13 protein-coding genes, 1 tRNA gene and 1 pseudogene are annotated in these 17,048 nt (G+C 42.3%); 1 reads left to right on the forward strand and 14 read right to left on the reverse strand.

From position 1 onward, the window contains the following. Window positions 1–228: 228 nt before the first annotated feature. Window positions 229–1,596 (reverse strand): Na+/H+ antiporter family protein, encoded by a 1,368-nt coding sequence (locus FTU65_RS13410; protein WP_180007047.1) that lies wholly within the window; start codon window positions 1,594–1,596, stop codon window positions 229–231. A gap of 96 nt (window positions 1,597–1,692) precedes the next feature. Further along, window positions 1,693–2,568 (reverse strand): alpha/beta fold hydrolase, encoded by an 876-nt coding sequence (locus FTU65_RS13415; RefSeq protein ID WP_180066902.1) that lies wholly within the window; start codon window positions 2,566–2,568, stop codon window positions 1,693–1,695. A gap of 128 nt (window positions 2,569–2,696) precedes the next feature. Here FTU65_RS13415 and FTU65_RS13420 point away from each other — a divergent pair, with 128 nt between their 5' ends. Beyond that, window positions 2,697–3,179 (forward strand): DUF4442 domain-containing protein, encoded by a 483-nt coding sequence (locus tag FTU65_RS13420; protein WP_180007043.1) that lies wholly within the window; start codon window positions 2,697–2,699, stop codon window positions 3,177–3,179. A 50-nt stretch (window positions 3,180–3,229) separates the two neighbouring features. Here FTU65_RS13420 and FTU65_RS13425 read toward each other — a convergent pair whose 3' ends face one another. From FTU65_RS13425 to tuf, 12 genes and pseudogenes are all read right to left on the reverse strand, one after another. Next, a complete protein-coding gene (locus FTU65_RS13425) occupies window positions 3,230–3,586 on the reverse strand; it encodes a DNA transfer protein p32 (protein ID WP_078192840.1) in 357 nt (118 codons plus the stop codon). 130 nt (window positions 3,587–3,716) lie between these two features. Next, window positions 3,717–4,259, reverse strand: coding sequence for a hypothetical protein (locus tag FTU65_RS13430; RefSeq protein ID WP_180007039.1), 543 nt, complete (start codon window positions 4,257–4,259; stop codon window positions 3,717–3,719). A gap of 160 nt (window positions 4,260–4,419) precedes the next feature. Further along, window positions 4,420–8,619: a DNA-directed RNA polymerase subunit beta' gene (gene rpoC, locus FTU65_RS13435; RefSeq protein ID WP_180007037.1), complete on the reverse strand. Its 4,200-nt coding sequence runs from the start codon at window positions 8,617–8,619 to the stop codon at window positions 4,420–4,422. 140 nt (window positions 8,620–8,759) lie between these two features. After that, complete coding sequence (rpoB, locus tag FTU65_RS13440; protein WP_180002850.1) at window positions 8,760–12,848, reverse strand: DNA-directed RNA polymerase subunit beta; 4,089 nt, start codon at window positions 12,846–12,848, stop codon at window positions 8,760–8,762. 303 nt (window positions 12,849–13,151) lie between these two features. Beyond that, the gene (gene rplL / locus FTU65_RS13445) at window positions 13,152–13,523 is read right to left on the reverse strand and encodes a 50S ribosomal protein L7/L12 (protein ID WP_180065896.1); all 372 of its coding nucleotides are present in this window, start codon (window positions 13,521–13,523) and stop codon (window positions 13,152–13,154) included. Between the two features lie 48 nt (window positions 13,524–13,571). Next, complete coding sequence (gene rplJ / locus FTU65_RS13450; protein WP_111885844.1) at window positions 13,572–14,078, reverse strand: 50S ribosomal protein L10; 507 nt, start codon at window positions 14,076–14,078, stop codon at window positions 13,572–13,574. 350 nt (window positions 14,079–14,428) lie between these two features. Beyond that, window positions 14,429–15,124, reverse strand: a complete 696-nt coding sequence (rplA, locus tag FTU65_RS13455; protein ID WP_078189830.1) for a 50S ribosomal protein L1 — start codon at window positions 15,122–15,124, stop codon at window positions 14,429–14,431. Window positions 15,125–15,127: 3 nt separating this feature from the next. Next, window positions 15,128–15,556 (reverse strand): 50S ribosomal protein L11, encoded by a 429-nt coding sequence (gene rplK / locus FTU65_RS13460; RefSeq protein WP_004868049.1) that lies wholly within the window; start codon window positions 15,554–15,556, stop codon window positions 15,128–15,130. Window positions 15,557–15,671: 115 nt separating this feature from the next. Then, complete coding sequence (gene nusG, locus FTU65_RS13465) at window positions 15,672–16,205, reverse strand: transcription termination/antitermination protein NusG (protein ID WP_078189831.1); 534 nt, start codon at window positions 16,203–16,205, stop codon at window positions 15,672–15,674. Between the two features lie 7 nt (window positions 16,206–16,212). After that, window positions 16,213–16,653 carry a preprotein translocase subunit SecE gene (secE, locus tag FTU65_RS13470; RefSeq protein ID WP_078189832.1) on the reverse strand — a complete coding sequence of 147 codons (441 nt, stop codon included), beginning with the start codon at window positions 16,651–16,653 and terminating at the stop codon, window positions 16,213–16,215. 76 nt (window positions 16,654–16,729) lie between these two features. Further along, window positions 16,730–16,805: transfer RNA gene (locus FTU65_RS13475), tRNA-Trp, on the reverse strand. Window positions 16,806–16,860: 55 nt separating this feature from the next. Next, window positions 16,861–17,048 (reverse strand): annotated as a pseudogene (tuf, locus tag FTU65_RS13480) (elongation factor Tu); the annotation flags it as partial.

The raw sequence follows: 17,048 nt of genomic DNA on the forward strand, positions 1-17,048 counted from the left end.
TATTACATTATTATATAAGTTATTATTAATTAAATATATTTATTTTAATCATAGTGCAATGCTTGGTTTTATATTTTCACCGTTATAATTAATTTATTATTTAAAATATACCAACCATTTTAATCAGAATTAATCAAATGAATGATTTTAAACCAACTAAATTCATCAGGTTTAAATAATAAAAAAGGCGATTATATAATCGCCTTTTTATTTATCTTTGAAAATTTTTTAGAGTACCATTGCGGCAATCCAACCAAAGATCATTAATGGAATATTGTAGTGAATGAAGGTCGGGACCACACTGTCTTTCATGTGGTCATGCTGACCATCCATATTAAGGCCTGATGTTGGGCCTAAAGTTGAGTCTGATGCCGGAGAACCTGCATCTCCTAAAGCTGCTGCTGTACCAATAATGGCAATCGTTGCCGCTGGGCTAAAACCAAATTGAATACAAAGTGGTACATAAATAATGGCCAAAATTGGGATTGTTGAGAATGAAGAACCAATACCTAAGGTAATTAATAGCCCTATCAATAGCATCCAAAATGCAGCTAAACCTCGGCTGTTTCCAATCCATTCAACCGAAGCTTGTACCAGTATTGGTACTTGATTCGTAGCCTCAATCACAGATGCAAAGCCCTGCGCAGAAATCATAATGAAACCAACCAGTGCCATCATGCGCATACCACTGATAATGACATCATCGGCTTCTTTCCACTTAAAAATACCTGCACAGCTTAAGATCGCAACACCAACCAGACCCGCCAAAATCATCGACTCAGATATGACTTGAACAGAAAGCGTAGCAACCACTGCAACCGCAGCCATAATCAAAGTAAATTTAGCGACTTGTGGTTTACCATTTTCATCTGCTTTTACATCAGATGAGATGGTGTGCTGTGATTCCTTAACCTGAACGTCAGCATACTCTCGTGGTTTACGGTAGCTATAAAAAACAGCAATTAATAAGCCAACAAACATCCCAAATACTGGAATTGCCATAGCAGTTGGAATTTGATCATAGCTGATGTTGAAACCGTATGGCTTACCAAAGGTATTGATGTTTTGACCTAAAATATCATTAAGGAAAATAGCACCAAAACCAAAAGGTACCAGCATATAAGTCGCCACAAGACCAAAAGTCAGAACACAAGCAATCAAACGACGGTCAAGTTTTAAATGATTAAATACGCTGAGTAATGGTGGAATTAATACTGGAATAAACGCAATGTGCACTGGAATCACGTTTTGTGAACATACGGCGGCTAAAGCGATAGTAGCGAAAATTACGTATTTCACGCGATTCTGGGCTTTCACATTACTGTTACCTTTGAGTTTAGTAATGAGTTGATAAGCCAGTAAATCTGGCAAACCTGAACGCGCAAGTGCCAAAGCAAATGCCCCCAACACGCCATAAGCAAGTGCGATTTGAGCACCGTTGCCTAAGCCACTATTAAACGCTTCGATGGTGCCATGAATACCAAGACCAGCTAACAAGCCACCTGTTACTGCACCAATGATCAGCGCAAATACAACAGGCACGCGTGCCAGCGACAGTCCAAACATGACTGTAATTGCGGCAAGAATAGCAAACATAAGAAAAAAGGGAGTCTGACAAAAAACCGTATTTTATCAGAATTTGCTCGCTATTTAGCCCCCTATCGATGAAACTGCCACTGTTGAACGATTTACTTAAAGCTGCTGTGATTGCGCAAATTGAGCGATGTAACTTGCAATTTTTTCGGGTTGGCTCAGCACGGCCCAATGATTTGCATTGACTTCAACTACAGATAAATCTTCAACCCATTTTGGCAATTCTTTAATATATTCTGGACTGACAAAAGTATCATATTTTAATACGATGGCTTGCACAGGACATATAGCATGACGTTGTCTTGGCTGCGTTAAACGAGGAGTAAAATTAGCACGGTAAAGCGCGATACCATATTTACCGTCATGTTGAATATTATGATTTAACGGCAATTGTTGAGTTCGTTCTAAATCATTAACAATTTTCCCCCATCGCTCTGCATTCAAAAAATGCCAAGCGGCAGGTGCAAGAAATGGTAATTGGAATACTCCGATATACCATGACTTGCTCAACAATTTGAGTAATTTTTTTTGCTGATGTTTAAAGTTATCTCTTAATAAAAATGCAGCATGGTCTAAGCATGGCCCAGATATGGTTGAATAAGACAAAATTCGCGATCTAAACTTTGCTTCTGTGACCGACTCCCAAGATTGAATTGAACCCCAGTCATGCGCAGCTAAGTGAAAACTACGCTCGCCTAATACCGCTTGCGTCACACTATCCAAATCAAGTGAAAGTTGTTCTAAACGGTAATCTCGTACTTTACGGGGCACAGAGGACTGCCCTGCACCTCGCACGTCATAGGTCACAATATAAAATTCAGAACCAAGATGCTCAATAACCGGTTCCCATACTTCCTGATTATCAGGATAACCATGAACCAAAACCAATGCCGGCTTAGTTTCATCACCCCATGTCTTCACATAAAGCCGTTGTTGATCTGTGGTATTCACCCATTGCGTATTTAGTGGTTGCATTCTTCTTGTCCTTTTATCGATTCCATCGAATTGACGTTTTATTTGTGAACATGGGCAATGTGATCAATGCCACAGTTTTGAAACTCATTTAGTATGCAAAGTTCAGCATAAAAAAAAATTGACCCAGTATGAGCTTAATCCAGAAAATAATGACAATGCCTATTGTCTCTAAATTCTTACTCAATCATTATGCCCCTTATAAAGGTGCTGGCATTTCGATTGATAAAATTGATCTCGCCAATTATCACATTCGCGTCAAAATGCCATTAACTCGTAAAAATCAAAATATCGTCGGTGTACATTTTGGCGGGAGTCTTTATTCAATGGTTGACCCATTTTATATGTTGATTTTGATGCATCACCTGGGCTCACGTTATATCGTGTGGGACAAAGCCGCAAATATCCAATTTTTATCCCCCGGACGTGGAACGGTATACGCTGACATCCAGCTCGACCCAAATGAAATCAACCATATTAAAAACTTAGCAGATAACCACGCGCCTGTTCTACGGAACTATAGCTTAAATATTTTTGATGAAGCAGGCTTACGTATCGCTGAAGTTCAAAAAACTCTATACATTCGTCGCAAGCAACCCCGTCCACGCAAATAAAAAAGGCGCTTATCTTTAAGCGCCTTTTCATTCAAATTTATCGGATTAGATTAGCGATTTTGCTCAATTGCAGCACCTGCACCACCACCGATTGCACCGCCAATAGCAGCACCGGTGTTACCACCAAAGATACTTTTACCGACTGCAGAACCAATCGCACCACCTACACCACTATATGTGGCATTTCGGTTTGAACCGTTTTGAGTTTTACTGCCGACAGCTGCACCAGCACCCCCACCAACGGCTGCACCTACACCACCACCAACGTTGTTACCCACACCACCACCAATGGCACCACCTAAAGCTGCGGCACCAATACGTTGTTCATTTGGCGACATGCTTTCACAACCAGCAAGCATTAGGGTCGACATCATCGCGACTGCGCATACGCTCATTACTTTTTTCATTGTGATGTTCCTTATCTTCTTCAATACCTATGATTCTAAAACCATTGTATGAAACAATTAAATATAGCTTGTTACGGCTTGGAGCATAAATGCTGCATTTTGTAAAAAACGACGCCTAATCGCTCACAAATCACTCAGGATTTTCATCCAAAATCATCAAATCTTTTGTGGTTTCACCATTTTCAGTCAGCACAGCATGAGAGAGTTTGGCTTTGCTTTCTGGATCTGTTGCCTGATCTAGTTTTAGCGTGCGTTTAATCGGGTCTTGCCCTTTCTTAAACTCTACACCTTCTGCATCAATATTGGTGTTTTGACGAATAATCTGACCGTCCTGCTTCACCGTAGTCTTGGTTTCAATTTTAGAGGTCGGGACGATGACACCACCACGCTGTAGTACAGGAATCGATAATTTCTTTTCAGAAAAATCACCTTGGTGATCAGAAAGTTCAATTTCACGTGCCACGATATCCTGACCTTTATTGGTCATTTCTAACACTGTTGCAGTCACTTGGCGTACAGGTTCTTGACCTGCAACACGGCGAATCACTTCTGTTTTTAGTACTGGAACTACAGCTTTATCTTCTACCACAATCGAATTGGGCATAGGTGCAGCAATCGCTGTCAATGAGCTGAATAATGCAGAAACTGCGAATAATTGCTGTGCGAATTTCATCAAAAGACCCCGTTATGTTTAAGTTTAAAAATCAAGAGATTTGTTATGTTCTATTTTTACTATAGGAAATAAATCAACATTAGGAAAGCTTTAATTTTCAATTCATCCGCATAAAAAAAGCCACCCAAAGGTGGCTTTTTTTTAATAATTTAAGGGCTAATTAAAGACCGTTAAATTCATCGCTAAATGCTTGGCTTAATGCTTGATCTACATCAGAGAAATCATTGTGAAGCTCAAGCTCTGCAGCTTCAGACTCCTGACGACGACGTTCTAAGTGGTAAGCCAAACCTGTACCCGCTGGGATCAGACGACCTACAACTACGTTTTCTTTCAGACCACGTAATTCATCTTCTTTACCTGTTACAGCAGCTTCAGTTAACACACGAGTTGTTTCCTGGAACGATGCAGCAGAAATGAACGAGTCAGTAGAAAGCGACGCTTTGGTAATACCCATCAATTGACGTTCAAACTTCGCTGGAAACTTGTTCTGAGCTGCCACAGCTTGGTTTTCTTGAACAACGCGGATGTATTCCACTTGCTCGCCTTTGATGAAGCTTGTATCACCACCGTCAGTGATTTCAACTTTACGAAGCATTTGACGTACGATCACTTCAATATGCTTGTCGTTGATTTTTACACCTTGCAGACGGTATACGTCCTGAACTTCGTTCACGATGTAGTTTGTCAGTGCAACTTCGCCTTTCAAACGTAAGATGTCGTGTGGGTTTTGCGGACCATCAGAAATGGTTTCACCACGGTTCACATGCTCGCCTTCGAACACGTTAATCGTACGCCATTTCGGAATTAGCTCTTCGTAAATCTCAGAGCCATCATCCGGAGTAATCACAAGACGGTTCTTACCTTTGGTCTCTTTACCGAAGCTTACGATACCTGAAATTTCAGCAAGGATCGCGTGTTCTTTCGGTTTACGTGCTTCGAACAAGTCAGCTACGCGTGGAAGACCACCGGTAATATCACGAGTACGTGAAGATTCTTGTGGTACACGACCAATTACGTCACCGACACCAATTGTTTCGCCATCACGAACAGTCAGAATCGTATTTTGTGGCAAGAAGTAGAACTGTTCGCCACCATCAGTTGTATCCAATACAACCGCTGGACGCATATCTTTACCTGACGCAGGACGTGAAGTCACTGGTAAGATTTCGATTGTAGTCATACCTGTTGCATCATCAGTTTTCGATGTCACAGTTACGCCATCAGCGATTTGGCTGAAACGCACTTTACCTGCAACTTCGGTAACAAGTGGATGTGTATGCGGATCCCAAGTCGCTACGATACCGCCAGCTTCCACAGCTTCGCCATCTTTAATGATGATTGAAGCACCGTATGGAATTTTGTAACGTTCGCGTTCACGACCGATGTCATCTGCGATACCGATTTCACCTGAACGTGAAGTTGATACCAAGTGACCTTTAGCGTGTTGTACTGTTTTCACATTGTGGAAACGTACTGTACCTTTGTTACGAACTTGTACGCTGTTAGCAGCAGAAGTTCGGCTCGCAGCACCACCTACGTGGAACGTACGCATTGTTAACTGTGTACCTGGCTCGCCAATTGATTGAGCAGCCATTACACCCACAGATTCACCTGGATTCACCAAGTGACCGCGAGCAAGGTCACGACCGTAACATTTCGCACATACACCGAAAGTAGATTCACAGTTTACAACTGAACGTACTTTCACTTCATCGACACCTTGCTCTTCTAAGTAGTTTGCAAGTTTTTCGTCGATTAAAGTATTACGTGGAAGAATCACATCATCCGAACCTGGTTTCTTCGCATCTTCAGCAAGTACACGACCCAATACTCGAGTACCTAAGTTCTCGATGACATCGCCACCTTGAATGAACGGAGTCATTACAAGACCGTCGAAAGTACCACAATCTGGCTCAGTAATTACCAAGTCTTGTGCAACGTCAACCAAACGACGAGTCAAGTAACCTGAGTTCGCAGTTTTCAATGCAGTATCGGCCAAACCTTTACGTGCACCGTGTGTTGAAATGAAGTACTGAAGTACGGTCAAACCTTCACGGAAGTTCGCTTTAATTGGTGTTTCAATGATCGAACCATCTGGTTTCGCCATCAAACCACGCATACCCGCTAACTGACGAATCTGAGCTGCCGAACCACGGGCACCTGAGTCAGACATCATGTAGATCGAGTTGAATGATTTTTGTTTCTCGTCTTCACCCTGTTTGTTTTTAACAGTTGTGAAAGACAAGTTGTCCATCATCGCTTTCGCTACTTGGTCGTTTGTACGCGCCCAAATATCGACAACTTTGTTATAACGTTCGCCGGCAGTTACGAAACCTTGCTCGAATTGTTGTTCAATTTCACGAACTTCAACTTCAGCTTTTTCGATAATTGCTTGTTTTTGTGGCGGAATCAACATGTCTTCCATACCAACAGACACACCTGAGTGAGTCGCTTGACGGAAGCCCAAGTACATCAATTGGTCAGCGAAGATAACAGTATCTTTAAGACCTAATTTACGGTAGCAAGAGTTGATCAATTTAGAGATGTTCTTTTTCGTCATCTCAACGTTGATTTGTTGGAAATCCATACCTTCAGGTACAACTTCCCAAAGTAAACAACGACCTGGAGTTGTGTCTACAACAATGGTTTGTTGTTCACGGTTACCATTTTCGTCAATGACAGTTTGGTGTACACGTGCTTTTACGCGAGCGTGTAAATCAACTTGACCTGTTGCAAGTGCACGGTTTACTTCGTCAGTATCCGCAAACACCATGCCTTCACCTTTGGCATTGATCGCATCACGAGTGATGTAGTACAAGCCTAAGACAACGTCCTGAGAAGGTACGATGATTGGCTCACCGTTCGCAGGAGAAAGAATGTTGTTTGTTGACATCATTAACGCACGAGCTTCTAACTGAGCTTCAAGTGTTAATGGTACGTGTACCGCCATTTGGTCACCGTCGAAGTCGGCGTTAAATGCCGCACAAACTAACGGATGAAGACGGATTGCTTTACCTTCAATCAGGGTTGGTTCAAATGCTTGAAGACCCAAACGGTGAAGTGTAGGCGCACGGTTCAACATCACTGGATGTTGACGAATTACGTGAGCAAGTACGTCCCAAACTTCTGGAGTTTCACGCTCAACCATTTTCTTCGCAGCTTTAATGGTTGTCGCTTGGCCAGACGCTTGTAGTTTCGCGAAAATGAATGGTTTGAATAATTCAAGCGCCATTTTTTTCGGAAGACCACATTGGTGCAGACGTAAAGTTGGACCTACAGTAATTACCGAACGACCAGAGTAATCGACACGTTTACCCAATAAGTTTTGACGGAAACGACCTTGTTTACCTTTGATCATGTCTGCCAAAGATTTAAGAGGACGTTTGTTCGAACCGGTAATTGCGCGACCACGACGACCGTTATCAAGCAATGCATCTACAGACTCTTGTAACATACGTTTTTCGTTACGTACGATAATGTCTGGTGCTGCAAGGTCTAAAAGACGTTTTAAACGGTTGTTACGGTTGATTACACGACGGTAAAGATCGTTCAAGTCAGAAGTCGCAAAACGACCACCTTCTAGAGGAACCAACGGACGAAGATCAGGTGGAAGTACTGGAAGTACATTCATCACCATCCATTCTGGTTTGTTGTTCGACTCTTTGAACGCTTCCATCAATTTCAGACGTTTAGAAGCTTTTTTAAGCTTCGTTTCTGAAGTTGTATTTGGAATCTCTTCACGAAGACGTGAAATTTCAGCTTCAAGATCGATGTCTTTCAACAAATCTTGAACTGCTTCTGCACCCATTTTCGCAGTGAATTCATCACCGTGTTCTTCTAAAGCAGTGAAGTATTCTTCATCGTTTAGAAGTTGGTATTTCTCAAGTGGAGTCATACCTGGGTCAGTTACAACGTATGATTCGAAATACAATACACGTTCGATATCACGTAAAGTCATGTCTAAAAGCAGACCAATACGGCTAGGAAGTGATTTTAAGAACCAAATATGCGCAACTGGAGAAGCAAGGTCAATATGACCCATACGCTCACGACGTACTTTTGCAGTTGTTACTTCAACGCCACATTTTTCACAAATGACGCCCTTGTATTTCATACGCTTGTATTTACCACACAAGCATTCGTAATCTTTTACTGGACCAAAGATTTTGGCACAGAATAAACCATCACGTTCAGGTTTGAACGTACGGTAGTTAATGGTTTCAGGCTTTTTAACTTCACCATGAGACCACGACTTAATCATTTCTGGTGACGCAAGACCAATACGGATGCGATCAAACTCTACAGGAGCATGACCGTCTGAATCCGTCTTTTTGCGCATGATATCGAGCAAGTCTTTCAATTTTTTTCTCCGTGTGTTGTGGAGATTTTCACTTCACAACTGGGTCACAAATATTGTTTTTTAACTGAGAAATCCCCCTTGCCCCTCTTGATTAAAGAGGTGAGAAGCACTGCTTCGCAAGGGAGATTCAATGGAGCTAATTAGTCACCATTTTTCAGTTCAATGTTGATACCTAAAGAACGGATCTCTTTGGTCAATACGTTGAACGATTCAGGCATACCTGGGTCCATGTAATGGTTACCATCTACAATGTTCTTATAGATACGGGTACGACCTTCAACGTCGTCCGACTTCACAGTAAGCATTTCTTGAAGTGTGTATGCTGCACCGTAAGCTTCGAGTGCCCATACTTCCATCTCACCGAAACGCTGACCACCGAATTGTGCTTTACCACCAAGCGGCTGTTGAGTTACTAGAGAGTAAGAACCAGTAGAACGCGCATGCATCTTGTCGTCAACCAAGTGGTTCAGTTTCAACATGTACATGTAACCTACAGTTACTGGACGGTCAAAACGTTCACCTGTACGACCATCATACAATACTGTTTGACCAGTACGTGAAATGCCACCAAGTTCTAACAATTCTTTAATTTGTGATTCTTCAGCACCATCAAATACTGGTGTTGCTAAAGGAACACCTTTACGCAAGTTACCTGAAAGCACCAAGATTTCTTCATCAGTCAAGCTATCAAGATCTTCTTGTTCGCCACCAACTTTGTTGTAAATCTTGTCTAAGAAATCACGAAGCTCAAGTACAGTACGTTGCTCTTTCATCATCTTGTCGATTTGATCGCCAAGACCTTTAGCTGCCATACCTAAGTGAGTTTCAAGAATCTGACCCACGTTCATACGTGATGGTACACCCAGTGGGTTAAGTACAACATCAACTGGAACACCGTTTGCATCGTGTGGCATGTCTTCTACAGGTAAGATGTTAGATACAACACCTTTGTTACCGTGACGACCCGCCATTTTATCACCCGGTTGGATGCGGCGTTTTACAGCCAAGTAAACTTTAACAACTTTCAATACGCCAGTTGTCAGTTCATCACCTGTAGAAAGTTTGCGTTTTTTCTCTGCAAATTTCTCGTCAATTTCAAGGCTCTTCTCTTTCAAGAACACTTGAATTTGAGTTAAACGTTCAGCAATCGCTTCGTCGACTGGTTGGATTTCAATAAGATCAACCAACTCAAGACCAGACAATAACTCTTCAGTTAATTTGTCACCGCGTTTAGTTGTACCGCCACCGTTAGATTCTTGACCTTTCAATAGACGAACAATACGTTCACGAGCCGCTTCTTCGAAGATTTTGTATTCTTCTTTCAAGTCTTTACGGTAAGCATCAAGTTGTGCTTTCTCAATTGCTTGAGCACGTTCGTCTTTTTCAAGACCGTCACGTGTAAATACTTGAACGTCAATTACAGTACCTTTCACAGATGAAGATACACGTAATGAAGAGTCTTTTACGTCAGCCGCTTTTTCACCGAAGATTGCACGAAGCAATTTTTCTTCCGGAGTTAACTGAGTTTCACCTTTAGGCGTTACTTTACCTACAAGAATGTCACCAGCAGTTACTTCAGCACCGATATAAACGATACCTGATTCATCCAATTTAGAAAGTGCAGCTTCACCCACGTTCGGGATATCCGCTGTAATTTCTTCAGCACCCAATTTGGTATCACGTGCAACACATGAAAGCTCTTGGATGTGGATAGACGTTAAACGATCTTCTTGAAGTACACGCTCTGAAAGTAAGATCGAGTCTTCGTAGTTGTAACCGTTCCAAGTCATGAACGCTACACGCATGTTTTGACCCAATGCCAATTCACCGCCATCTGTTGATGGACCATCAGCAAGAACGTCACCACGTGCAACTTTGTCACCTAAACGTACAACAACGTTTTGGTTGATACATGTATTTTGGTTCGAACGTGTGTATTTGATCAGGTTGTAGATATCTACACCTGCTTCGCCTGCCACCATCTCTTCTTCGTTTACACGAATAACGACACGAGAAGCATCAACGAATTCAATACGACCACCACGTTTCGCAAGTACACACACACCCGAGTCATGCGCTACGTTTGCTTCCATACCTGTACCAACAAGCGGTTTGTCAGCACGTAATGTAGGAACAGCCTGACGCTGCATGTTTGAACCCATCAATGCACGGTTGGCATCATCGTGTTCAAGGAACGGAATAAGTGATGCCGCTACAGATACAACCTGCTGAGCAGATACATCCATATGAGTTACTTTTTCTGGTGGAATACGTACGAATTCACCTTGGTGACGTACAGATACGAATTCTTCAGTTAAGTTACCGTCTTTATCGATACCAGAATCGGCCTGTGCAATCACAGTACCTACTTCTTCAATCGCAGAAAGGTATTCAACGTCATCCGTTACACGACCATCAACAACTTTACGGTATGGAGTTTCCAAGAAACCGAAGTTATTACATTTCGCATAAACAGAAAGTGAGTTGATCAAACCAATGTTTGGACCTTCAGGAGTCTCGATTGGACATACACGACCGTAGTGAGTTTGATGTACGTCACGTACTTCGAAGCCCGCACGTTCACGAGTCAAACCACCTGGGCCCAATGCTGATACACGACGTTTGTGTGTAATTTCAGACAACGGGTTGTTTTGGTCCATGAACTGAGACAACTGGCTTGAACCAAAGAATTCTTTGATTGCAGCAGCAACTGGTTTCGCATTGATTAAATCTTGCGGAGACAAGTTATCAGTTTCAGCTTGAGATAAACGTTCTTTAACAGCACGTTCAACACGAACTAGACCAACACGGAATTGGTTTTCTGTCATTTCACCAACAGAACGAACACGACGGTTACCCAAGTGATCGATATCGTCGACTTCACCTTTACCGTTACGGATTTCAACTAATGTTTTCAATACATCAGTGATGTCTTCGTTCGAAAGAATGCCTTCAACTTCACGAGACTTCTGATCCGTACCCACTTCGTAAGGACGACCCAAACGACGGTTGAACTTCATACGACCTACTGGTGATAAGTCATAACGTTCAGAAGAGAAGAACAAGTTGTTGAATAAGTTTTCAGCAGCTTCTTTTGTTGGTGGCTCACCCGGACGCATCACTTTGTAGATTTCTACAAGTGCTTCCTCACGACCAGTTGTAGTATCTGCACGTAAAGAGTCCGCAATGAATGGACCACGGTCGATGTCATTGGTATAAAGTACGTTGAATTGTTTAACGCCGCCTTCAGCCAATTTCACCATAATTTCATGGCTAAGTACGGTATTTGCCGCAACAACTTCGCCATCACGTAACGTTACATCTTCAGCAACGATACGTTCATATAGGTATTCATCAGGAACAGAAAGTTTTTCAAGACCTGCTGCTTCCATTTGACGAACATGGCGCGCGTTAATACGTTTACCTTGTTCAACAATTGTCTTACCGTCTGTACCCACGATATCAAACTGTGCCATTTCGCCACGTAGACGTTCTGGAACCAAGTCAATTTGATAGCTACCCATATCAAGATATACAGGTACTTTTTCGTAGAACATGTCTAGGATTTGTTCGTTGTTATAACCCAAGGCACGAAGCACAACAGTCGCAAGTAATTTACGACGACGGTCAATACGAACATATACAAGATCTTTTGCATCGAATTCAAAGTCTAACCATGAACCACGGTAAGGAATGATACGAGCAGAGTAAAGAACTTTACCGCTAGAGTGAGTTTTGCCTTTATCGTGGTCAAAGAATACACCTGGTGAACGGTGTAATTGAGATACGATTACACGCTCAGTACCATTGATCACAAAGGTACCGTTGTCTGTCATAAGTGGCATTTCACCCATGTAGACTTCTTGCTCACGCACATCTTTGATTGTTTTAGTTTCGCGATCTTTAATGATCAGACGAATTTTTACACGCATTGGCGCCGCATAAGTTGAGCCACGAAGAATACATTCGCGCACATCAAATTCAGGCTTACCAAGACTATACTCAACAAATTCTAAAGCAGCATTGCCAGAATAACTTTCAATAGGAAAAACTGAACGAAATGCGGCTTGGAGACCGATATCTTCGCGGTTTTTTGGAGTTTTGCCGTCTTGAAGGAAAGTTCGGTACGAGTCGACTTGAATCGCGAGCAAGTACGGAACATCCATTACCTTGGGCAATTTACCAAAATTCTTACGGATCCGTTTCTTTTCGGTATATGAGTATGCCATCTGGAGTCCTCGGAAAGTAAACTAAGTCCGCCTGCAGAACGAACTTAGAAGGAATTACGCAGGCCGATATGGCCACCACTTTCACAAATGCTGCAATTTTTAGTGGTATTAAAACGCTTAACAATATTTTTTACTGAAAAATATTGGTAAGCGTTTGGTTTTATAAATTATTTTTAATTTGTATGATTTTTATATCATGCAAACAAAAATCGAGCCGATTATTGTAACGCAAAAAGGCTGATGACCCAAGGGCCACCAGCCATTTTTTGGAGCCGATTATAAAAAAATCGACTCCCCTTAAGATTACTTAAGTGTAACTGTAGCACCAGCTTCTTCAAGTTTTTTCTTAAGTTCTTCGCCTTCTTCTTTAGAAACGCCTTCTTTAAGAACTGAAGGAGCGCTTTCAACAAGATCTTTAGCTTCTTTAAGACCAAGGCCAGTAGCTTCACGAACCGCTTTAATTACAGCAACTTTGTTAGCACCGAAAGAAGTCAACTCAACGTTGAATTCTGATTGTTCTTCAGCAGCACCACCAGCAGCGCCAGGAGCAGCAGCAACTGCTACAGCAGCAGCAGATACGTTGAATTTTTCTTCGAAAGCAGAAATAAGTTCAACAAGTTCAAGAACAGTTTTTTCAGCAACTGCGTTTAAGATTTCTTCGTTTGTTAAAGCCATGAGAGTAACTCCAAATGGGTATTGAATGGTGTGTAAATTGATTTAAGCTTAAGCAGCTTCTGACTCGTTTTTCTCTTTGAGCGCAGTAATAAGGCGACCCAATTTCGAAATAGGAGCTTGAAGAACGTTTGCAAGCATAGTAAGCGCTTTCTCTTGGTTTGGAAGGTTCGCGATAACGCTAACTTCAGCACCTTGATAAACCTTACCGTCAAATGCAGCAGCTTTAAGTTCAAATGCTTTATTAGTTTTAGCAAATTCTTCGAACAAACGAGCAGCTGCGCCCATGTCGTCTTCAGAAGTTGAGAAAGCTAAGATTGTTGGGCCAACAAGGTTGTCGCTCAAGATATTGAATTGAGTATCTTGAAGAGCACGTTTAGCCAAAGTGTTACGAACTACACGAGTAGCAACACCTAGTTTACGAGCTTCAACACGTAGAGCAGTTAATTGCTCAACAGTTAAACCTTGATAGTCAGCAACAACAGCAGCATACGCAGTAGAAGCAACTTCAGTTACTTCAGCTACGATCTGTTTTTTGCCTTCGATAAGAAGAGCCATTGTAAAACCTCCTAACGGTGATTTATGCACCTATACAGATGCACTCCCAATTCGTTAGCTCATCACTGAACCAACACGCGGAGGAGGAACAAATCACACCACCGCGTCTACTCAGGCTGGGCTATTAAGAAGAAAGCATAAAACTCCCCTCGCCTGAGGTCTTTGACGCTGATAAATCTAAATTTATCAATTCAAAGTTTGCCTGAGGGGCGATCAGCAAAGTACCGCTTTGCCGACCCGCAAGACGAGAAACTATGCTTCGAGTGAAGCAAATATCTTTTCTTGCGTAAAAATCAAAGCAGCGCTTTGATTTTTACTCAGGGCTTTAAAATTCTGTAATAAGTCGAAACTTATTTAGAAACGTTTGCCACATCAACAACAAGACCAGGACCCATAGTTGAGCTTAAAGTGATCTTTTGGATGTAAACACCTTTAGAAGTAGCAGGTTTTGCTTTCTTAAGGTCAGCTACAAGAGCTTCAACGTTTGAACGAACAGCTTCAGCAGTGAAACCTACTTGACCGATCGCAGCGTGGATGATACCTGCTTTGTCTACACGGTAACGTGCTTGACCAGCTTTCGCATTTTTAACAGCAGAAGCTACGTCAGGAGTTACAGTACCCACTTTAGGGTTTGGCATTAAGCCACGTGGACCAAGAATCGTACCTAACTTACCAACAACGCGCATTGCATCCGGAGCTGCAATTACTACGTCAAAATCAAGGTTACCCGCCTGGATGCTTTCAGCAAGATCATCAAAACCAACAACGTCCGCGCCTTCAGCTTTAGCAGCTTCAGCAGCAGCGCCTTGAGCAAACACAGCTACACGTACAGTTTTACCAGTACCTGCAGGAAGTGTAGTCGCGCCACGAACAACTTGGTCAGATTTACGAGGATCAACACCTAGGTTTACAGCAACATCCAAAGATTCTTTGAATTTTACTGCTGGAAGGCCGTTAAGAACTGCAACTGCTTCTTCCAAAGTGTAAACTTTGTTAGCTTCAACAGCAGCAACAATGGCTTTTTGACGTTTAGTTAATTTAGCCATGTCTTATAGCTCCACTTCCAAGCCCATAGAACGCGCAGAACCAGCAATGGTACGTACACGTGCGTCTAAATCAGCACCAGTAAGATCTGGTTCTTTAGTAGTCGCAATTTCTTCTAATTGAGCGCGAGTCAACTTACCAACTTTAGTTTTGTTAGGTACAGCTGAACCCTTTTGGATGCCCGCAGCTTTCTTAAGAAGAATCGCAGCAGGAGGAGTTTTCATGATGAATGTGAACGACTTGTCGTTGTACACAGTGATCACTACTGGAATTGGAAGACCAGCTTCAACTTTTTGTGTCGCAGCATTGAATTCTTTACAGAATGCCATGATGTTAACACCACGTTGACCTAGTGCAGGACCAATCGGTGGAGATGGATTTGCTTTACCAGCTGGAACTTGCAGCTTGATATAGCCGTCAATCTTCTTAGCCATTTCAATTACCTCTGGGTACTAACGCCGCTAGGCTCCCCATACATATAAGTAACGATACCGTTACAACAACAATGCCCGACTCATAACAAATCGGGCGTTTATCAACCAAGTTAAATTAAACCGATTTTTCGACTTGGCGAAATTCCAGCTCAACCTGAGTTGGTCGATTAAATACATTAATCGTCAACGTCAAACGTGACTTATCGTATAGAACTTCTTCCACCACGCCTTTAAAATCGGTGAATGGACCGTCAATTACGAGTAATTCTTCACCTGGTTCAAACATCGTCTTAGGACGAGGTGCTTCGCCAGTATTGCGTACACGTGCAAGAATCGCATCAGCTTCTTTTTGCGTAATTGGTGCAGGCTTTTCTGCAGTACCACCGATGAAACCTAATACTTTTGGACATTCTTTAACAATGTGCCAAGTTTCATCATTCATTTCCATCTCGACTAACACATAGCCGGGAAAGAATTTACGCTCAGATTTACGTTTCTTACCATCCTTCATTTCCACTACTTCTTCAGTAGGGACAAGGACTTCACCAAAGCTATCGGCTACAGCGCTACGCTGGATTCGATCATTAAGTGAGCGTAACACTTGTTTTTCATAACCAGAATAGGCATGAATAATGTACCAACGTTTCATAGCTCTCTTACCCGATAATAAACTTCATTAACCAGCTCAAAGCATAGTCAAAGCACCATAATAAAATAGATGCCACTAAGACTACCGCAAGTACCTGCCAAGATGTGGTCATGGTCTCTTGCTTGGTTGGCCAAGTCACTCGACGTAACTCAATTCGAGCATCTTTCAACAATCGAACAAAGCCTTTGCCTTGATGGGTGGCGTATAATAAACCTAAAGCCACGATGATACAAGCCAAAATTACCCCAACACGGACCCAGACATCATTCGCTGGTGCCCAGTATGCTGGCAAATGTTGATTCACCATCATAGAACTACCGAGTAAAATCAACGCGATAACCCACAGAACATAGTCTAAAGGGGAACCAGAATTAACAACTTCAGCAGGATTATTTCTTTGAGGAATTGGCGCGTCGCTTAATGCGTCACGCGATTTATCATTCGACATTTTTGTACTCGTCGTAGGATTCGCGACTTATTATATGACCAGTTGAGCCAGCATCAAGCTTCTTTTTAAAAAAATTTGGCAGGCCAGGAGGGACTCGAACCCCCAACATTCGGTTTTGGAGACCGACGCTCTACCAATTGAACTACTGACCTGCAGAGCAAATCGAGAGTCGAAACTCTCGATCTGTACAAAGATAACTGTATTATATTATGCAGTTACTTTAGAAACAACACCCGCACCAACTGTACGGCCACCTTCACGGATCGCGAAGCGTAAGCCAGCGTCCATTGCGATTGGGTGGATTAATTCTACTGACATTTCTACGTTGTCACCAGGCATAACCATTTCAACGCCTTCTTTAAGCGCGATTGCACCAGTTACGTCAGTTGTACGGA

This window comes from Acinetobacter sp. YH12129 (assembly GCF_013418685.1).
Lineage (GTDB): Bacteria > Pseudomonadota > Gammaproteobacteria > Pseudomonadales > Moraxellaceae > Acinetobacter > Acinetobacter amyesii.